Here is a 20,727-nt window from a genome sequence, read left to right on the forward strand (position 1 = left end):
ACTACCCGCAGTGTGTCTCGTATTTTTCATGCTCAACACGATCTTTTATTGTCTAGGTGCTGTGGCGACCTAGAAACAGTAATAATGAGTCTAGGCCAGTTGATATGGGTCTACTAAAGCGAGTAGTCGGTGTGATTTGAGCTACTCGCTTTTTCATCCATGTATTGATACTAACGTGGATTTTCAAAATCGTCAACTGTTTTGGACAAAAATTTTAAAGCCGACTATACTTTGTAAGAAGTAGTGTATAGGAATCTAAGGCTAGATATGAGCAGTGTCGAGGTTCATAGCTCAAAAACAGTAACAATCAAGAATCTCCCTCAAACCATGAAAAGACTGAGGAAAGGGGTAAAGGGAGGCGTATCAAAATTATCTAAAATAGCAGGAATATCCAGGTCTGCCTGGTACTTGATTGAGTCTGGACAGGCCACCTCTATAGAGGAGGAAACTTTTAGGGGTATAGAAAAAGCTCTTAAAGTGGACTTTGGGGTGGTAATCTGCTGTGACTCTGGGACTTCAAGGGAATATGATGGGTCATTCGTCCGATTAAGCGATTCGGAAAAACTTCCGCTGCGCGATGGGCCTCGCCGCGCCAAAAGCGATCGCAGTCAGATCCACCAGAGTCAACCCAATGAGAATGGGAGTCCCTAAACCACCTATTACCATTAAAGCCAGAAAACAACCCTTACCACTGACCAATTTTTATGTATATTTGTTAACAAAAAACTAAGTTTACTAAAAAATATTTTAAACTTATCTTACTTACTTACTTTATGGAATATAATTATCACATCCAAATTTAAAGCAAAATAAAAACCCTATCCTCCAACTTTTTCTACAAAGACAAGGATAGGGCAACAACAAGAAAGTATTTAATTATGTCGAATTTTACTATAAAAAGCGCGATAGGACTTCTATCGGATGAAATAATTCCAAATAACGTATTAGAACAGCATTATCGAGAATGGCAACATTCAGCCGTTAATCGCCACATTATTGCACTGAATGTTGTTTCTTGTAGTGACAATGAGGCTTTCGACTATCTTCTATACTCAGATAACATTCCCCGGCGCAATGATGGCAGAATTCGTGACCACATGCTCAAACGCTATGGCCACATTGAGCACGGTGGCTGGTGGTGCTCAGGCATTGATCTACTCACTGGAGAACTAGCTCTTTGGGGGTGCTTTAAACCGGACAAGCCGCGACGAAACCCAGATAAGCGTAACAAACGCATCAAATACGAGCACCCACCCAAAGAGCCTACGGGAGTGTTTGCCCTCCAGATTCCCTTAGCTCTGGGACAACAAATCGCCAGTAGGTATGAGTGTGAGCCAAATTTTCTCAATTCAAATGGATGTAACTGGTTTTGGCAATGGGTGATCGACAACCCACAAGTCCCAATCGTGATAACCGAGGGAGCCAAGAAAGCCGGGGCATTACTCAGTGCTGGCTATGTAGCGATCGCAGTCCCAGGAGTCAACAGTGGTTATCGGGTCAGGGACGAGCGTGGGCAAAAGAAACGAGAGCTGATCCCAGAGCTTGAGGTCTTAGCCAAAGCAGGCAGAAAATTTTATCTGGCATTCGACCAGGACGAAAAACCAAAGACCATCACTATGGTCAATAGGGCCCAAGAGCGACTGGGTAGATTACTGGCTGAGAAAAAGGCTGAAGTCAAGATTATCAACTGGAACCCAAAAGACGGGAAAGGGTGCGATGACTTGATAGTCAATCATGGTCAGCCAGCTTTCGACCAGGCCATTGACAACGCCTTACCCTTGGATATTTGGAAAGCCAGACAGCTTCGTCAACTAACCTATCTTCCAGATACTCACCTCAATCAACGTTTTCTCGGAAAATTAAGCATCCCTGAATCAGCGAAACTAATTGGAATCAAGTCACCCAAAGGGACAGGGAAAACAGAATCCCTTGTCCCCCTAGTAGAAGAAGCAATACGTAATGGACAGCCGATTCTGGTCATCACTCACCGGATACAACTAACTAAAGCTCTTTGTCAACGTTTTGGCATAAATTACATCACCGACGTTCTTAACTCAACGGAAGGAGCACTGTTTGGATACGGTCTTTGTGGTAATTCTCTTCACCTCAAGTCCCAAGCCAAATTTAAAGCTGAAAATTGGGAAGGATGCTTGGTGATTCTTGATGAAGCTGAGCAGGTACTTTGGCATATACTCAACTCTTCAACCTGTCAAAAATATCGGGTTCCCATACTCAAGTCTTTCAAGACATTAATCCAAGGAGCAGCTCAGGTTATAGCTGCTGATGCAGACCTAAGCGATATAACCATTGATTACCTAAAAACCTTGACAAAAACCGAACCGTTTATCATTCGTAACGATTATAAATTCGATGGTTGGACTGTTTATCGCTATCCAAAACCAGAGACTTTGGTGAAAAATCTGGAGAAAGAAATCACCCAGGGTGGTAAGCCCTTTGTGTGCTTGTCAGCCCAGAAAGAGAAATCCATGTGGAGCACGCAAAACTTAGAGAATCATCTGCGAGAGCTATTCCCAAATAAGAAAATCCTAAGAATAGATTCTGAGAGTGTAGCAGACCCGAATCATGAAGCATTTGGTTCAATCACCAAGCTGAATGAAATCCTATCAAATTATGACATTGTTCTTGCATCACCCTCCATTGAAACTGGGGTGAGTATCGATCTCAAAAAACATTTCACAACAGTATGGGGTATCGCCCAAGGTGTTCAGTCCGAGAGTAGCGTCAGACAATCCCTAGCCAGACTCCGGGAGCCAGTAGACAGACACTTGTATGTTGCTCCCCATGGAATGGGAAAAGTAGGTAACGGTTCTAGTTCTTGGCAGTCACTGATAGCTGCTCAGAACGCTATGCTGAGAGCTAATCTCAAATTTCTACGGCAAGCGGATTTACCCGAACTCTCGTCAGTCTCTGACATTGACGAGTTAGAGAACTTTCAACCCGAGACATTGAAATGTTGGGCAAAGATGGCGACAAGACACAATGCCGGATTAATTAAATATGATCAACAAATTTTTACCGAGCTAGAGGCAGAAGGACATAAGATAATTTCCGTTGAACTGAGCCACGATAGTGACCAAGTAATCAGAGAATCCCTCAAAGACTGTAGAGATAAAAGCTACTTAGCCTCAAGGGAAGCGATTTCCCATGCTCAGCCATTTCTTAATGAGTCAGAGTACCATGCGTGCAAAGACAAACAAGCCAAAACCAAGGAAGAAAGGCACCAAGAAAGAAACTGGGAGATGCGCAAGCGTTGGGGGGACGTTACTCCTGAATTACTAGAACTGGACGACAAAGGGCATTTCCCCAGATTTAGACTTCTTTATTATTTGACTTTGGGACGTTCTTACGTTGCCAATAAGAGCAAAGAGAGCGCCCAGTTCCAAATAGAACAAGGGGGGCTATTCCCTCCCGATTTCAATGGGTCTCAAAAGGGATTAAAGATTAAGGCGTTTGAGGTTCTCGGCATCAAAGAATTGCTCCAGTCTAATCGAAAGCTTAAAAACTCCGATCCGGTTCTAATCGAACTCAAACGAAAAGTTATTACCCCCATAATTAGGTGGCAGTTAAGTGCGCTCGAGCTTGGTCAGTTCAAGGAATCAGAAACTCCCATACAGATACTCAAAAAATTACTAAGTCATCTGGGTATAGGTTTAGTACGGATTGGGCGGGAGACCAGGCGAGGCATCAGGCACTGGATTTACCAACTCCGTGACTGGGGTGAACGGCAAAGCCTATTCGCTTACTGGTACCAGAGAGATTCCGAGAAGCAGCAACTGGCCTTGGCTCACAAAGATGTGTCCACGTCTGGTAAAGATAAAAAAGAGACATCCCATCTAGACACTATTACGGAAGACCAACCAACAGGAGTAGTAGCAAGAGTAATCTCCCAACTAGAGAGAGCAGCTCAAGTCGGCTCAGATGTCTTAAAAGGAGCCGTGAAATTCTATATTCGTTCTCCTTTCTGGGACGAAATCAAGGATGAAACGTGGCTTAATGTTCCATTCACAATCAGAAAAATGATAGATCGATTTGATTATACTTAACTATCACTGGGGAAGAGGATTAATTTGTGTTTGTTTGTGTTTGTTTGTGTGGTTGTAAGTCTAAGTCGGAGTGGTTCCGTTTTAGAGAAAAAAGTGGGTGGTGTAAGGGCGATCGCACCTTCACCTACAGTAGTCCCAGGGTAAACACATCGACCAATGGTAGCGATCGCATGGTCTTAGGGTACGATCGCATGTCCTTAGGGTGCGATCGCAAGAGCCTGAGGTTTTATCGCTCCCGGAACTACGGCGACGGATGAGTACATGGATGGGATAGAGGAAGACCTGGAACCGTTCGATGATGAGCAGCCGGTTGAGGTTATCGAAGCTAAATCAACCGTGCTAGCTGAGGTTGAACCTGATGAAGCGAGGAACAACGGAGAGGCAAAGGTCTGGGTCACTCGCAACCTCAACACTCTTCCGAAGTCCCATTCTGCTCCCTAGATTCCGACTCCCATCGGTTTACCCTGCAACCAAGGGCATATAACCTGATCTGCTTAGTCCCCAGCGTCTGGGGAGATGCTAGTCGGGGGAGGTGACCAGCCTTTTCGGACTTTCGGAGCTGAGACTCGGGTCGAAAAGCCTGGGCAAAAGAATGTTTATTACGAGGAAGTTTATCCCCTGGTTATTGTTACTAAGTTAGACTAAAGATACATAGTTAAGCGGAACTTCCATCAGAAGCGCTCGCATCAACAAAATGGAAAAAAACTATCCTACAGTTAAGTTCAAAATCAAAGAAGATTCAGCAGAATGCTCCTGGGGGTCTATCCACGACCCTTTTAGCTTAGTAATATTGAATCCAAGGATTGTGTCTAAAGACAATTTACAGCGCATTATTGACGAGAGTAGGAATATTCCAGGTGTTCCAGAAAGTACGGAAGGACTTAAGTGGGTCTCAGACTTTAAGATCAGAGCTTCCAAGAAGTTGAGAGTACCAGGTTACGCTCTCTATTATTTTAGAGACGATACTCCAGGGGTTCATTTTAAGTTTTTGATATTACTCAAAAAAATAGAAGACAGAATCAGAGTTCAAGAGCACCTCACGACAATGATTGACAGCTTGAAGCGCATTATTGATGGAGACAAAGAAAAGGTATTTTTTAGTCAGCCAAGGTCATTGGCAAGTATTTCACAAGACTTACCGGCAAGACTAAAAAAGAAATCCCAACCCCCTCAAGTCATGGTGATATCTATAGAAGACCTAGCTTGATTACTTCCAAAAAATTAACAAACCCCGCTCGTAATTGAGCAGGGGAAGAAGCAGTATTGGAAATTAGCAAGTGTCTTATGGCTTGTAGCCTTTAGGGATGTTATATCTAAGTTGTTTCATGACCGATTTTTTCACTTTTTTAGCGTTCGCGTAGCCTGGCCTATAGCCAATCGTACCCACATGACGTGACATACTCCCACACGCTCATCAAAGATTACAGTGTGGGCTTCTTACCAACACCACCCAACGGTTCGGTTACTCGGTAAGCTTTACTAGTGACGGGATGCCCCACCGCCAAATTCAATATATTGATCGCTGCATTTACATCCCTGTCCGCCACATAACCACAATGAGGACAAGAATGGATGCGATCTTTTAGTTTTTTTGGAACTTTTGCTCCACAATTGGAGCAGTTTTGGCTGGTATTGCGAGGATTTACTGCAACCGTGACCAAACCAGCATTTTCGGCTTTGTTTGACAAGATAGACAGAAATTGACCCCACCCAGCGTCTAAAACAGACTTGGCCATTTTAGACTTAGCTAAACCCTTTATATTTAACTTCTCATGGGCAATTAAATCGTGATTGCCCAATAACTCTTTTGCGGTTTTAAAGTGAAAATCTTTTCGGGTATCAGCCACTTTTTTGTGAGCTTTCCCCAGTTTGTTGACAACTTTTTTCCTGTTGTTACTACCTTTCTTAGATCTGCTAACAGCTTTTTGAATTTTCTTTAGTCGTTTCTGAGCCTTTCGGTAGTATTGAGGAATTGGAACTTCTGAACCATCAGACTTTATTAGAAACGACTTGAGTCCCATGTCTATTCCGACGGAGCTGGTTACACTGTCTACTGGGACAATCTCCGGTACGGTATCATCTTGAATTGACAGTGTGACGTAGTAACCATCAGCTTTTCGGGTTATAGTGGCTGTTTTGACCTTAAACCCTTCTGGAATAGGTCTATGGTAGATCATTCTAACTTTTCCAAATTTTGGGAGAGTTAGAATGTTTCCATTTATTGGGTTTTTGGATAAAGAAGGAAATGTGAAGGATTTATATCTATTTTTCCCTTTGAACCTTGGTTTCCCACTTCTTTTTCCGTTACTATCGCCCTTTAGAAAACGCTTAAAAGCTAAATCAACTCTTTTGACACAGTTCTGTAGGACTTGAGACTGAACCACCTTGTACCAGGGTCTGTCTTTCTTCAACTGAGGCAGAGAATTTTGCTGTGAAAAGTAGTCGGGATTATTTTTTAATTCTGGTAGATGACAGACCAAAGGACAAGAGTTAATGGAACAACGATTCTGCTCGTACCAACTAAATCTTTCAGCAAGTAAATAGTTGTACTGGTGGCGCAACATATCCAACCACCTTTCGACCTCTGTTTCCTGTTTTTTTGTTAACCTTAGTCGGTACTGATAAGCTGATATCATTGTTGCCATCTCCTGTTTTTCGACCTATTATTAGGATAACGTATGTTACAACAAATGTCAACACTAAAATGAAAGATCAAAGATTCGTGATCAGATTAACCAGTTTTGAAAAACAGCAACTAAAACAAGAGGCTGATAGAAGAGGAATGACTTCATCTGAATTACTAAGAAGTTTGATAGCTCGTTTTCCGGATCCTAAAGACTCTGTGCAAAATTCATCCCTGGAGACGAAACCTTAGATAGTGGAGCTTTATTACAAAAGATTTAACCCTTTTGCCCATAACCGACTAACCATAAAAGCTCCACTATCTTACGGTAACTTTAAGCACTCATGCTGCGCATAGAGATGTGGGACTTCTTTTGCCGGACAGTTAAGAGTGTAATTTGGCAAAGTCAACGTTTCGCTCCGGAAGCGTTCGCAAAGCGTGGCTAACAGCCTCAGCTTCCGCGCTTATGCGATCGCATGGTCTTAGGGCGATCGCATGGTCTTAGGGTGCGCGCATCTAGTAAAATGATTAACTAAATAACCCCTTACACTCCCCTGGGGTTACTTCTGCTCCCAAACAAAACCCCTCACTCTTTCCGGATCCGAGGGGTTTTGTGCATTTTAGATGTCAAGCTCCCCACTGTGGACCTTCTTTCCAATTCAGCATTAACGGGTATCCGACAAGTTGATTTATCGTTTCTAACCTAATTCCCGATTCCCGATTCCCGATTCCCTATTTCCTCTACATAGATATAAACTGTTCAGTAACCATCCGGCGAACATCCGGTGAACATTCGCCGAACATCCAGCAAACGGTTATGACTCAGGAAATAGACAAAATCCCCGTTAAGGATTTACAGACCAGATACAACATCGGTCGCACCGCCCTTTATGAGCGAATCAAACATGCCAATATCAAGCCCAGCAAAGAGGGGACTCGCTCCTTTATATCCGGTGAACAACTGAAGGAATTGGATCGATTAAACGACTATTTAATGACTGGTCGAACCTTTGAAGACTTTGAGCCACTGTTAACCGAAGAGTTTACCGAAGATAGTCAGGAAACTATCTCCCTGGACAGTTCACCGAACAGTTCACCGAACAGTTCACCGGACGTTCACCGGACAGGTTCTTGGGAGGCAGAACGGGAAGCATTGGAGGTGTTGATTGATGCGATCGCGTCTGGTATTGAGAGAGCCAATATCAACAAAATGCAGCCCTTGAGTCCTATAGAGTACATGCATCAGTTGAAGATTGCTGCCCAAGAACAGTGGTTATTGACCACATCGGAAGTCAGGGAATTGATAAAGGTAAAACCTCACACCAGGAAGGGTGAGGATACGTACAGGAGAGGGTCTTGGTTGTTTGTTAAATCGGGGAAGATTGGACGGGAAACGGCTTGGCGTGTGGAACAGGAAACAGGGGACAAGAGACGATAGCTGGTGCTTACCCTAAGCATCCGCCCATCCCTCAATGGTAGCTACCAAAATGTTAACTAGGGGATGGTTTATTGCTTCCTTGAAAGCTTCCACTCCTCCAGCTTTCAGAGCATTGATAACCTTAGCTTTTAGGGGTGGGTTATTCTCAATTTGGTCAACAACTTCACTGACAACTATCATCTTTTCTTTGCTTGTTGTAGTGGGATTAGTCTGGGATAGTTGCTCCAGGAGTTGCTGGATTTCAGCTGCTGCTTCCGCTAAGCTTTGGGTTTGCTCTGGTGTAAAATTAGTAGTATTAAATTGTCTAGCATTGTCGTTAGCAACAGCAAAATTAGGATTAGTATTAACTTTAGGATTAGTAGCTTGACTTTGGTCTATATTAAAATTACGTGAATTATCTGACATATCATTCTCCGCTTCAGCTTTATTTATAACTTTGATTATAGAATTGGATGACTGCTGATTGGTAAAAGCGTTTATAATATCCTTGATATTCTGAATATGGTAAGTGTTAGCCTCATCTTTACCCTCTAGAAAACCAATTTTATTAGCGTTTTTTAGTCTAGCTTCATAAATTTCCAAAAAATCTCTTTCAAACTTCCCCTTATCTATTGATTTTGGGATTTCCAAGGTAAGTAAAACATCATTGCCTTTCTTCTCAATTCCTTGAATTGAATCACCAGTAATTTCAGGATTTTCCGCCATTAATTTTTGAAAGGCTTGACGAAATGCTTCTGGATTAACCCCATTACGCAGAAGAATCTGCACCGTATTGGTAATTTGCTTATAAAGCTTGTCAAAATCCCCTGGTTCAAAAACCCGATTAAAGTCATGGGGACGGCGCTCTCGACTTCCCATATCATCGGGATTCTCTAGTAAAAAGACATACTGACAATCAACATTAGTTAACCTAGTTCTTGAATCAATATTCCACGCTTCTAAACAAGCACCAGTAAGATAAGCATGGGTAAAATCAGTACCAACGCAATTAGCTTCAGTTAAATTAGCCCATTCTAAATTAGCATCTTCTAAAGTGGCTTCGCTAAGATCAGCGAGTTTTAGATTAGCCTTATTCAGATTAGCCCCTCTTAAATTTGCACCTCTAAGATTACTCTTAATATAAGGCTTATTATAACCCTTACCACGAACCAATAATTCTCTGACAGCTGTATCAGCTAAGATAGTATTACCAGGTCTAGCTTGGTCAAGCTTAATAGTTTTCCGCCAACAAGTACGAGTGATAGTAGCCTCCCTTAAATCTGTACTTTTAAGAATAGCTCCCGTGAAATCAGCATCAGTTAAATCGGCCTTGTGGAAACTTGTACCTCCTGTAGCAGCAAAGGCAATAGCCATAGTGCGAATCCAGACATCTCTGGGGTCTCCCTTTAGAGCACGCCAGCCCAGGTAAGTTCCAAATAAGGCGGAGGCTATGGCTATGGCGGAGGCGGAGGCTATGGCGGAGGCTATGGCAAAGGCTATGGCGGAGGCTATGGCTATGGCGGAGGCTATGGCTATGGCGGAGGCTATGGCTATGGCTATGGCTATGGCGGAGGCGGAGGCTATGGCTATGGCTATGGCGGAGGCTATGGCGGAGGCTATGGCGGAGGCTATGGCAAAGGCGGAGGCTATGGCTATGGCTATGGCGGAGGCAAAGGCTATGGCGGAGGCGGAGGCGGAGGCAAAGGCGGAGGCGGAGGCGGAGGCAAAGGCAAAGGCTATGGCAAAGGCAAAGGCGGAGGCAAAGGCAAAGGCAAAGGCGGAGGCTCCTCCGATACCTTGACGAAGGATTATAGCAAATAAGACAATTATTGCAATCAAAGCTATCCAGCTCGAGACTTGATCTGTTACGTCGCTAGAGGTAAATATATACCTTACTAACAACCCAACAGATAAGGAAATAAATCCTGATAGTCCTGAAATTATCCAGGAAACCAACAAAAGAACAACTGCCCACCGTTTCTGTAATCCTGCCTTGGCCTTACAAAACTTAGTTCCGGTTAGATTAGCTTTCTTAAAGCTCGTTCCTCTAATATCAGTTTCACTAAAATCTGCTTCACTAAAATCTGCCCCTGAAAGGTCTTTTCCCCGGAAGGACTGACCTCTAATATTTACCCTTTGGAAATCCCTTTCGCCTGCTGCATATCGTCTCAGAACTTCATTAGCTTTCATCAGCCACAATTATATATATATTCACCAAGTTCTCTCCCAACATTAAGACAATGTCCGGACGTAATTAAAAATAGTACCCTCAAGGGGAATGTTTGTTATATTTTCTCTACTACTGTGTCGTCACCACAACACATCTAAAACTCCTTGCTCAGTACCAACGCTTCGACAGTTTCAGCTTGCTACGCATCGCCTCCAAGCCCTCAGCGTAGCTGCCTTCTTTGCCTCTAGGGCTGATAGTTGGGCTAAATAAAGCGATTTGCAATTTAGTGATGTAATAAGATGCTTTGCCCTGAGATGATAAGTTATAATATTCAGCTGACTAATCTTATAACCCACATTCCGCAGGTGTGATTCCAAAATCCGGTATTTTTAAAAGATGAGTAAAATTGAAGCGTCTAATATCAGAGTACAGGATCTTGACCACTGTGGAATAGTGGCTGGAATTTGTGATGAAATCGGACTAGTCGAACAAATAGACAAACTCTTAGGCAATCATCCCCAGTCAATTATCACCCCAGGGCAAGTAGTCAAAGCCATGATTCTGAATGGTTTGGGCTTTGTCAGTGCGCCGTTGTATCTATTTGAAAGGTTCTTTGTGGGCAAAGCCACAGAACATCTACTCGGAGTTGGGATCAGACCAGAACACCTCAACGATGACCGATTGGGGCGGATCTTGGACAAATTGTACAGCTTCGGACTCACCGAAATCTTCGTCACTGTAGCATTGGCGGCGGCGAAGTATTTTGGGGTAGAAATGAGCAGCCTACACCTAGATTCGAGTTCCCTGCACGTAGATGGAAATTACGCCTGTTCCGGTGATGAACCGGATCAGCCAGGTACAATTCACATTACCTATGGTTATTCGAGAGACCACCGCCCCGACTTAAAGCAATTCATGGTAGACCTGATGTGCACCGGCGATGGAGATATCCCTTTGTACCTGAGAGTGGGGGATGGGAATGAAACAGATTCAGCAGTATTTGCTCAACTCATCCAGGAATTTAGACAGCAATGGAATGTAGATGCACTTTTTGTCGCCGATGCTGCTCTCTACACCAAGGACAATCTGCAACTCCTGACACAATTGCAATGGGTATCGAGAGTCCCAGCCACCCTCAAAGCGGCTAAAGAATTGTTACAACAGATTCACCCAGAGGCATTCGTAGACAGTTCTCTAACTGGGTATAGGATTGCCCCTGTGGGTAACAGTTATGGGGATATTCGACAACGATGGTTAGTAGTGGAAAGTCAGGCGCGGTTAGAATCTGACTCGAAACAACTAGAAAAACGTATTGCCAGACAGTTAACACTCGCGACTAGAGCACTGCATCAGTTAGAGAATCAACGGTTTGCTTGTCAACCTGATGCTCTGTGTGCGGCTGACAAGTTGTCCGCACAGTTACCCTACCATCAACTGCATGACCTGCAAGTGGTAGAAATTCTTCAACACCAAGGACGCGGTAGACCCCGCAAGGATGCCGTCCCTCACAAAAACTATCAAATCTCTGCCACACTTGTCTCTAAAGAGTCAGTCATTGCTGCTGAACGTCAACGAGCTGGCAAGTTCGTGTTGGCTACCAATGTCTTGGATGAGCAGGTGTTGAGTCATGACCAAATCCTTCGTGAGTACAAGGCACAACAATCGACGGAGCGAGGTTTTCGCTTCCTCAAAGACCCATTATTCTTCACTTCGAGCGTTTTTCTCCATACCCCTGAGCGAGTGGCGGCTTTGGCCATGATCATGGGTTTGTGCTTGCTGGTTTATAGTTTGGGTCAACGCTCTGTGCGTCAGGCTTTAGAGACAGCTAAACAGAAGATTGATAATCAGGTCGGTAAGCCTACGGCTCAACCCACTCTGCGCTGGATCTTTCAATGTTTCATGTCGATTCATTTACTGACGGTTGATGGTGTCAAGCACATTACCAATCTCACGTCTGAACGATTGTGGATTCTTCAGTTCTTGGGTGCTCCTTGCCGTAAATATTACCTCTTGGCTTGATTTCGTGCTCAAAGGGGGTAGGAAAATTATCTGCATGTGATCCCTACCTGCGGAAAGTGGGTTTGCTACTGGAGTGGGAACCTGAGCGGGTTCACTTTCAATACTCTTTAGTACTGGGGTAGGGTTCGGATTGGGTAAATCAGTTTGCTGTACTTTATCTGGATGGATGTGTTGTGGGGTATCGTTATCCCAACTTACCAGTAGCCCCAGTTTTTTATCTTTGCCGCTGACTGTCCCAAGTTTGCCCGGTGATGCCCAATTGGGTAGATTTTTGTCTTCTATTATTTGAACGCGATCGCCCTCTATGAACTGCGCAATTTTCGCGGTTAGTTCTAGCTCTAAATAAATATTATCTACTGTCCTAGCACTCACGCCAACATGTTCAGCGATTCGGCGGTTAGTCCAATCTAGACCTTTTCGCTTACCGCCTTGGCTACGAGGGATAGCATCTAATGATCCAAACTCTTCGATTAACGTCTGAAACATCATCTCAACCGCCCGCCGCTTATCAGCATTGGTGCGGTGTAAGGTCGGGCGCTGGTTGGAAGAGCAGCTGTAGCGGATAGTATCAATCAAGCTTCCGATGCGGACTTCACACAGAATCTGCTGCTCGGCTAGTGCTGCTGCTTTGATTCGGTGGTGTCCATCACCTGGACGCTTGTGCTCACCATCGTCGAAAATCACTGGGGGGTCATGCTGCCAATCCCAACGATCCTCTTCCATTTCTAAGGAATATCGTGCGATCGCTTTCTCATCAGTCGCTGTCCGTGATTGAGTGCCATCTTCTAGGTGTATTAAGTTGGGGTCAAGCCATTGATAAGTTACTTCTGATTGAGCTGTACTACTTACCTCTAGCTCAGCTGAATCATCTGAGTCAGCTTTCTCGTTAACTGGTGATTCAACTTGCTCAGATAACTTAGTTTCTTCGTTAACTGATGTAATTTTCTCTAACTGGTCCCGCTTGAACCATTTGATACCCTGGGACAGGTTAACGCAGATCCTAGCCTTCTGATAGGATGTGCTAGGTTTCTCATTGGCAACTACGCCAGTCTGCCCCTTGTACCTTCCGTCAAGGATTTGAACTTCATCCCCGGTGACGAAAAAAATTTCAAGTTGGGATACCATCTGATTTCCTTCTTTGATCGCTCAACGCCGGTTAGCTTTCCTCCACTCCCATGGGGGAACAGATTGGCCAGCCCAAACACCAATTCTAGCCGACTGTGCTCGTCGTTGAGTAGAAACGATCGCATCCCAATTTGGACAATCCGATTTATAAGCTTCATAGCCCCAAACCATACCATCCGAAGATTGGATAGATTGAACTAATGACCAGTCGTCTCCCCGATTTACCCAAAGCTCAGCCACAGTACGGCCATACCGGTCAGTGGTGATAGCATCCACTTTGACTTTCATCCTGCCATCTTCTAGAACTTTTCTGAGATGATCTCGGCTTTCGATGCCGAGAAGTTGAGCCTTCTCGGGGGGCGTCAACACAGGCAAATCTGATTTTCTTCTCTTCGGAGTCGCATATGACTCTGATAGTGTCCCCATCATAAACTGAACCTGGCTTTACGTCACAGACGGGTAGATGGGCTATTGATTTATATATTATTGGATAACTTTTACTGGTGCTTGGAGGTTTTTTTGGGTGATCACTGACATTATCGCTAGTACGATAATCAAGATAACTGTGGCAATCTCAGAATAAATAACAATTCGTTTTTTGCTCATCTGACTGACAGGGATGTGAAGTACACACCTATTCTTCCCTGTTTCCTACTCCCTGCTTTCTGCTGCTACTACCGATCAACTAAGGAACTTCTGCCTGATTACCTCTAAGACCTCTGTTGTGCTCACGCGCTACCTACGGCGGCTTCCCGCTTAGTCTTGCTAACTATATATAGCCTTAATGTGATCGTGTCTGTGAGTACGAATGAACTTAATTTTAAGAAATTCGCATAAAACAGAAAAAGAATACTGATACTTAAATAAGTACATTAATTTCCAAGATATTTATTATAGTTGTTGAGGGATGGATGATGTTGCATGATTCTCTATGGGAAATGGATTTTTTTCTAAGGGAAACTAATAGTTCACCTCGTCGTGGAAAATGGGTGCATTTACCAATGACGAAAGACTGGATGTTTGAACCTGATTGGAGTTATTCACCAACAGAAGCATTATATACACCTCGTGGTTTCACAAAAGAGGATTTAGGATTTTCGAGATTATTATTTAGAACGGGAACTAGTCTTACTATCGGAATGGTTTCAGGACCTTACGCTCCCCTTACAGTGGCATGTACTAATACTCTAATGGACTTTGTAGAGGATATTTGTAATAAAAACCCTGACATGTATCCTAGTAAATATGCTACTAGATTATTTGTTTATACAGGAGCAAATTTGACTGCAAACGCATTTGGAGAATCCCTTGGCAACTTTATTTTTGAGAAAACACCGTACTTAGACCGTTTACCTCCAAAAATAGCTAAAGAATTACAGACTAATTCTATATTGAGAGGATTAGCAAGTGATTATAAGTTTCTTGAAAAACAATTGGATGATCTAAGTAATAAGATAATCCAAGATAGAATTATAGAAGAATTTATTGGAAGTCAAATAATTAAAAAATCACTTAGTAATGCAAAAACCCAAAGTGCCGCTGAAAAAATACTTCATGATGAAATTTTCAGAAATATAGCGGTTTTTAAAGCTTGAATGATACTTTTCACTATTTTGAGAGCGGTTCGATATGAGGAGTTTTCTCTGCCAGTTTTTTCTGGCACCATACCTCCTCTAAGTAGGTTGACATAAATAAACGTTAAAACTCAAAATAGAAAAATGAAGCTGAAAGCCTTTATTAAAGAGGCTTTCAGTATTTTTAATCTCAATCTCTATTTTACGGATAATTAAGCCCACCTACTTCCTACTTTATTAGCAGATTTGAGTTTCTGATAAGGAGCAGTTAAGACGAGAGCATATACGCGATCGCAACGGGAAAATTCGTTGAGTTGCATTTCGGTCAAAGTATCATTTCAGAGACTATTCGTTGAGCAAAACTTGAGGTTGAGTGAGAATTCCAGATACTGGTAAAATCCTGCTCCCAATTCAGTGCTGAGTGGCAAACATCGTAATGACATTTTTTACAAACAGGAACCATATTTTTCTTGGGTTCATCCTTTTTTCCATCGTAGTTCAGGTGATGAGCTTGTTCTGCTCTGTTTAGTTGACACACGCAACAAATGCCATTATTTAAAGCCACCGTTTCATCTCTTTTATCTTTATAACCAGAGTAGGAATAACGGGCATCTATTGCCTTGAAGGGACTGCCAATTATAAACTTCCTACCGAGAGTGTTGTCGTTACATTCCATCCATTTAGCTAGAACGTCTATCACACATTTAATATCTTCGTGTTCTGTGAATCCCAAGTCATTTTCGACAAAGTCCCACAGCTTTCTATGGTCGGTACGATAAGCACGAGAGATGGCCTCTTGTAATACTTCCTCAGGGGTTCCATTTAATAGATTAACTAAGCCGTTTTTTTTTACATTGTGGTTAGTTTTTGATTGATCAGAGACAGTTTTGACGTTTACTTTTTTGTAGTTACTCTCATCTCCTAATTCCCTCCACACTTCGTCGGCACAGTAAACTCTTTTGTTGGCACTAGGGACACCGTCGGGTAATTCAACGTACTGGTCAGGAAAATTACGTTGAATACCTTTTGCTATTCCGCTTTGATAGGTTAGTGGGTTTCCGTTTTGATCAGGTATCTCCTCTCCTTTGTTGATGAAGGTCATGATTAATCGCAGTTGAGACACGATAGTTGCGTTGTCTTGTAGTCCTTTAGCAGCAAAGTAAGGACAGATAAATACTACGCAAATACCTTGTCCTATACCTGTACTGATAGCGACGTTTACTACTTGGTTACAGTCTTCAACAAATGGGATTAAAATCTTGCGATGTTTGTTTGCTTTAGATGCTACCGACATCCATTCATCAACGATTAGAATTTTGCGACCCTCATAGTGGAGGTAATCCTCAATCAGGTCTCTAGCCTCATCTACTGCCTCTTGTGCCGGATCAGTGCGCAAAAGACCGATATCAACCTCTACTTTCCAGTAACAGTGATCCCATCGTCCGTCTTGGTCTATTTTTTTAGCTGCGAGGTTGACCATGTAGACACGGTACCCCTCTGCTGCCTTTTGCCTTGAAGCCAAGGCCACCATTCTAGACTTGCCACTACGCTGCTGTCCCACGACACAACAGGATTTATCAATGTTCTCAAGGAAGTCATCGTACCCACTTTTTATCTGTGGACCTGGTCGTTGATAGCTATGGGTCTGAATTACTACCTCGTCTTCTTCTTTGTTTCCATAGTGTTGCTTTTCTTTCCATTCAGGCTGTTGGTATTGGTGACCGTTGGTCTGGTACTGAGGTTGGTTATAACCTTGGGTTTGTTGTGACGCACGGTAATTATTTAGGTACTGCTGCGCCATAGGTAGGTGTCCCATCTGGGGCACAGCACCGGGAACGTCTATGGTCTGAATGACTGGAAAAGCTCGTGCTACCTCGTCCAGCATGTCGAAGTAGGGAGAATCTAACTGGTCGTCGTACACGCTTTGGCACATTTCCAAGTAGGTATCCCAACGGTGCTGAGGAGGAACTCTTTTTTCTAGAAATAAAATTACCTCCCTAACTGAGGACTCAACAAACCTCAGTTCACAGGCTTCCAAAGGAGTCAGGAACTTACCTTTAGACTCTGATGTTCTTGTTTTATCTGCTGTAGGACTGGTGTTATTTCGTAGGCTTATCTGTCGGTTATAATTTCCCGACATTAATTGCTCCTTGGTGTATGTTTGGGAGGTGGCCTCGGGTAGGGCATTGTTCTGCAAGTCTCTAATACTACCTTTAACCTCACTGAACGACCAGGAAAAAAATTTCATCTTTCTGGTATGAGAGGCATCAGCGATCATTGTTAACAAAGTGGAAATTCCGCCTATTGCCATTGCCGCAGTACCAAGTGTGGCAGCGGAACTGTAAAAAGCTGCAACCCCTAAAACAATGGAGGCAATCCCCATTCCTTCTGATGTGTTCACTCTCTCTTCGCGATCGCAGTTTCCCTGGTTCAATAGATTCAGTCTTTCTTTTACCCATTTCCTGACGGTGAGATTTTCTGGATCAGGGTTTTCTAGTAGCGCACGGTTTGGAAATTGTATAATGAGTTTCTTTGACATTACTGTTTTTCCTTTTACAGGTTGACAGAGAAAGGCCGCAAGGAAAAGCTTACGGCCTTTTATTTAAGCGTTTTTGTGCTGATTTCTGGCTAAGTTCATCAAGTAGAACAAGATACCCACGGAAATAGATGCAACGCTGATGAGATTCAATAAAACAATCCATCCACCAAGCAACATATCTATTCCATCTGCTAATGGGTTACGTTGACTAAAGGCAATAATAAATTCAGCAATATACGATAAAATGCCGATAGCTATGACTGCAACAATTATTGCTATATGTGCGTTTTTCAAGTAAGGGTTATAGAAGAAGGTAATGCACAGGGTCTGTAGCATGTTAGTAATCCCTGCCAGTATTAAACCGACAACAAACATTGTCCAATCAACCTGAGAGAAGTAATATAACAAACCATTCATTCCATCTCCTTTAAACCCTATCCACGAGTCCCCTGGGTATGGGCTGGGGAATAGTCCTGGACCATCTACTAGGTAGTAATAGAAGTTGTCGATCGACATAACAACCAGCCCTATTAGTAGACAAACAGCATAGAACAGGTGAGCTTCTTTCGAGACAAAGGCAAATCGAATGAATTCCCCAATAGCTGCCGCAACAGTAGCCAATATTGAGAAAGCCTTTTTGAGTAGCCATCGGATTGTTTCTAAGAACATAACCGACCCTTTTTCCTCTTTTTTGAAAGAGTAATTAAGATCCTCTCCTGTGTTATGAGCATAATGAGAACCTGAGGCGTGAGCCGAACCGGCATATGTAGTTATAGTGTCCCCTTGGTAGGTTCCCTGAGTTCCTATATATCTCTCTCTAGAGCTAGTCATAACTCAAACCTTTTCCATTAACCTTTTGTTTTGCTCACAGTAGAAATTTGCTAGATCTACTTCGTTTTTAATATTTGAAGACTTTAGTACCGGTCTTTTCAGGGTTATTACAGCCGCACCCATGCAAAACCTCGGAGTGTTGTCATCAGTCAGTAACGCTAGTCCGTCAGGGGAATTATCCGCGTGTCGCTGAAGACTTTTCATGCTGTGATGTGGCTTATTGTTGTGAGCTGGAGAGTAAATATAGTCAGACAATACAACCACTTTCCCACCATCGACAATTTGGTATTTTGACTTGGTGTCTGCTAGTTCCCTTTGCCGCCTCAGGTCTTCCTGTTTGTCCTGCAACAGGTAATCTTTCTGTTCTTGCCTCCGGTCAAATTGTTCTTGGCGTGCGATCGCTTGTTGTCTTTTGCCAGAATTTTCCATCCATTTCGCAGGCCAGAAAAACATCATTATCACTAGCACTGACCCTGACATGCAATTTGACCAGAAAATCAAATCTTTTTTCATCTGTCCGCCTCCAAGAACCCCCTGTGATTTTCTACAGGGGGTCGTTTATTACCTATTTCTGGGGATTAAGAGCTTTGAATTTTTCCAGTGCTTCAGCAGAAGTCATCTGAGTCCGAGGAGTTAAGGATTTGCTGGCAGGAGCCAAGTGTTCAACCATCCCAGCTTTTAGCTCAGGGTTAAACGTTTGCCGAAAAGCATTCAAGCTGTTTTTGATGGCCTGACCATAAAGCTTTAGGTTGCCCTCTAACTGGGTTTCTTGTTCTTGAACCGCAGACTCGAACGCAGTCTGATTAATAAACCCAAACAGCTCCCGGTAAAGCTGGAACTTATCTGGAACCATCGCCATTACTAGCTCAGGAGGTACGTCTACTCCACGACGAGCCAACGCTGCACTAATTGAATTACCCAATGCTAAGTCTGCTTCGCCTGGGGACTGGTAGACCATTTCTCCACCAACGGTACTACTACCATCTCCAGAACCGTTTAGTAAACTTTGAGTCTGACTGTTGGTTTCACCTATTACTTCGTCGATAGTGACAATGTCGTCTAACGTGACCGTGCCACCGTTATTTAGGTTAATACCTTTCTTTTTTGCTAATTTTTCTAGAGCTACATTTGCCTGTTCGTAGGTCTTGTTTCCATCTTCTACAAGTAGATCTAGGGCTTGAGTTCTGTTGTATTGTTCTTGGTTTGCCATTCTTGATACCTCTTTTCAAATTTACTTGGACTGACTAATTTGACGTCTAAATCTGTTAGCTTCAGCAGTCTTAGGACTTCAAAAGCTGCTATTTTATACCTCATATTTTCGGGTTCCATTAAAAGTGAAACGACCCAAAGCAAAAAGACTTGATATATTAACAGACCTCTTATTTTGCTTCCCCTCTTACAGCCTTGTGATATATAAAAGTGGGAAGAAAGTAAAATACGATCTGCACTTTCTGGAAAATTTATTATTCCCCAATTTATTACTTCTTCCTGCCATCTAGACGCCGTTCTCAAAGGAATTTTGTATTTCTCTTTGACATCTTCTCTGTACATCACCCTCTTGGGTTTGTAAGATAGGAAAATATCAAAAAGTACTATGACATCCGATGGGATGTCTGTGCTGTTACCCGACAGTATGTCATATAATACTTTGCACCCAAGTGACACCTCTTGACAGGAGTTACCAGCCACGTTGTCTGCCACAGGTATAAATACTCGCGCAGGTGACACTGATACACTTTTTATACAATCACCTCCTTCTTGTTGAAATCTGTTTGCATCAAATATTCTCAGTAAGGACTCAACCGTTTCAGAGATACACTCACTGGGAGCACCCCAAAGTAACTAGTTGTTTTAGTCGTGTATCTAAAGGAGAATCCATGGACCTTATTGCAATCGGCCAGAAGAATAAATCTTAATAAGACTTATCTGCCTACTTATGGCCGATAGAGTGGCCGATAAGAAAAGCTGTTAATTGATGTTAAGTGGTCAACTTTTTCCACAAGAAAACTTGAGCCTTATCTGCCACGTTAACTGCCTGGCCGATAGGGTTATCTGCCATAGCCGATAAAGATTGACTGATGATGAGAAACTTTCAAATGTTAGTAAAAAGTCTTTGAGTAGTGACCCCAATTTATCGTTAGGTCATCGTTACTACTACCTTTTTCAACATAAGTGACGAATCAGCATCCACGTCAGCCAAAAACATCCAAGGTCACGAACCAGGAGTAGTAAACAAGTACTACCCGCAGTGTGTCTCGTATTTTTCATGCTCAACACGATCTTTTATTGTCTAGGTGCTGTGGCGACCTAGAAACAGTAATAATGAGTCTAGGCCAGTTGATATGGGTCTACTAAAGCGAGTAGT

At 43.0% G+C, this 20,727-nt stretch carries 18 protein-coding genes; 9 read left to right on the forward strand and 9 right to left on the reverse strand.

The window, feature by feature from the left end; all coding sequences use genetic code 11:
* Positions 1–267: 267 nt before the first annotated feature.
* From F6K51_RS29130 to F6K51_RS29155, 6 genes are all read left to right on the forward strand, one after another.
* Positions 268–651, forward strand: a complete 384-nt coding sequence (locus F6K51_RS29130; protein WP_293026736.1) for a hypothetical protein — start codon at positions 268–270, stop codon at positions 649–651.
* 227 nt (positions 652–878) lie between these two features.
* Positions 879–4,064, forward strand: a complete 3,186-nt coding sequence (locus F6K51_RS29135; protein WP_293026739.1) for a plasmid replication protein, CyRepA1 family — start codon at positions 879–881, stop codon at positions 4,062–4,064.
* Between the two features lie 26 nt (positions 4,065–4,090).
* Entirely contained in the window at positions 4,091–4,321 is a 231-nt protein-coding gene (locus F6K51_RS29140) for a hypothetical protein (protein ID WP_293026742.1), read from the forward strand.
* A 4-nt stretch (positions 4,322–4,325) separates the two neighbouring features.
* Positions 4,326–4,505: a hypothetical protein gene (locus F6K51_RS29145; RefSeq protein ID WP_293026745.1), complete on the forward strand. Its 180-nt coding sequence runs from the start codon at positions 4,326–4,328 to the stop codon at positions 4,503–4,505.
* 75 nt (positions 4,506–4,580) lie between these two features.
* Positions 4,581–4,709, forward strand: coding sequence for a hypothetical protein (locus tag F6K51_RS29150; RefSeq protein WP_293026748.1), 129 nt, complete (start codon positions 4,581–4,583; stop codon positions 4,707–4,709).
* 160 nt (positions 4,710–4,869) lie between these two features.
* Positions 4,870–5,271 carry a hypothetical protein gene (locus F6K51_RS29155; protein WP_293026751.1) on the forward strand — a complete coding sequence of 134 codons (402 nt, stop codon included), beginning with the start codon at positions 4,870–4,872 and terminating at the stop codon, positions 5,269–5,271.
* 214 nt (positions 5,272–5,485) lie between these two features.
* On the opposite strand, the gene F6K51_RS29160 is transcribed toward F6K51_RS29155, so the two are convergent.
* Positions 5,486–6,700: a transposase gene (locus tag F6K51_RS29160; protein ID WP_293026784.1), complete on the reverse strand. Its 1,215-nt coding sequence runs from the start codon at positions 6,698–6,700 to the stop codon at positions 5,486–5,488.
* Positions 6,701–7,504: 804 nt separating this feature from the next.
* Here F6K51_RS29160 and F6K51_RS29165 point away from each other — a divergent pair.
* Positions 7,505–8,125, forward strand: coding sequence for a hypothetical protein (locus F6K51_RS29165; protein WP_293026754.1), 621 nt, complete (start codon positions 7,505–7,507; stop codon positions 8,123–8,125).
* Between the two features lie 12 nt (positions 8,126–8,137).
* Here F6K51_RS29165 and F6K51_RS29170 read toward each other — a convergent pair whose 3' ends face one another.
* Positions 8,138–10,294, reverse strand: coding sequence for a pentapeptide repeat-containing protein (locus tag F6K51_RS29170; protein WP_293026757.1), 2,157 nt, complete (start codon positions 10,292–10,294; stop codon positions 8,138–8,140).
* 376 nt (positions 10,295–10,670) lie between these two features.
* Between F6K51_RS29170 and F6K51_RS29175 the strand changes: the two genes are divergently transcribed.
* Complete coding sequence (locus F6K51_RS29175; protein WP_293026760.1) at positions 10,671–12,293, forward strand: IS1634 family transposase; 1,623 nt, start codon at positions 10,671–10,673, stop codon at positions 12,291–12,293.
* Here the strand turns inward: F6K51_RS29175 and F6K51_RS29180 are convergent.
* Positions 12,186–13,418, reverse strand: coding sequence for a hypothetical protein (locus F6K51_RS29180; protein WP_293026763.1), 1,233 nt, complete (start codon positions 13,416–13,418; stop codon positions 12,186–12,188). The two genes, F6K51_RS29175 and F6K51_RS29180, sit on opposite strands and share 108 nt — an antisense overlap.
* A 21-nt stretch (positions 13,419–13,439) precedes the next feature.
* Positions 13,440–13,847, reverse strand: coding sequence for a thermonuclease family protein (locus F6K51_RS29185; protein WP_293026766.1), 408 nt, complete (start codon positions 13,845–13,847; stop codon positions 13,440–13,442).
* A gap of 509 nt (positions 13,848–14,356) precedes the next feature.
* On the opposite strand from F6K51_RS29185, the gene F6K51_RS29190 reads away from it, so the two are divergent.
* On the forward strand, positions 14,357–15,013 hold the full coding sequence (locus F6K51_RS29190) for a hypothetical protein (RefSeq protein ID WP_293026769.1): 657 nt from the start codon (positions 14,357–14,359) through the stop codon (positions 15,011–15,013).
* Between the two features lie 304 nt (positions 15,014–15,317).
* On the opposite strand, the gene F6K51_RS29195 is transcribed toward F6K51_RS29190, so the two are convergent.
* The 5 genes from F6K51_RS29195 to F6K51_RS29215 all read right to left on the reverse strand — a co-directional run bounded on the left by F6K51_RS29195 (position 15,318) and on the right by F6K51_RS29215 (position 20,063).
* A complete protein-coding gene (locus tag F6K51_RS29195) occupies positions 15,318–17,531 on the reverse strand; it encodes a hypothetical protein (protein WP_293026772.1) in 2,214 nt (737 codons plus the stop codon).
* Between the two features lie 63 nt (positions 17,532–17,594).
* The gene (locus tag F6K51_RS29200; RefSeq protein ID WP_293026774.1) at positions 17,595–18,362 is read right to left on the reverse strand and encodes a hypothetical protein; all 768 of its coding nucleotides are present in this window, start codon (positions 18,360–18,362) and stop codon (positions 17,595–17,597) included.
* A 3-nt stretch (positions 18,363–18,365) separates the two neighbouring features.
* Positions 18,366–18,875: a hypothetical protein gene (locus tag F6K51_RS29205; protein WP_293026776.1), complete on the reverse strand. Its 510-nt coding sequence runs from the start codon at positions 18,873–18,875 to the stop codon at positions 18,366–18,368.
* 52 nt (positions 18,876–18,927) lie between these two features.
* The gene (locus F6K51_RS29210; protein WP_293026778.1) at positions 18,928–19,572 is read right to left on the reverse strand and encodes a hypothetical protein; all 645 of its coding nucleotides are present in this window, start codon (positions 19,570–19,572) and stop codon (positions 18,928–18,930) included.
* Positions 19,533–20,063: a hypothetical protein gene (locus F6K51_RS29215; protein ID WP_293026781.1), complete on the reverse strand. Its 531-nt coding sequence runs from the start codon at positions 20,061–20,063 to the stop codon at positions 19,533–19,535. The genes F6K51_RS29210 and F6K51_RS29215 overlap by 40 nt, the downstream gene beginning before the upstream one ends.
* Between the last annotated feature and the right edge of the window lie 664 nt (positions 20,064–20,727).

Origin of the sequence: Moorena sp. SIO3I8, assembly GCF_010692325.1 — a bacterium.
GTDB lineage: Bacteria > Cyanobacteriota > Cyanobacteriia > Cyanobacteriales > Coleofasciculaceae > Moorena.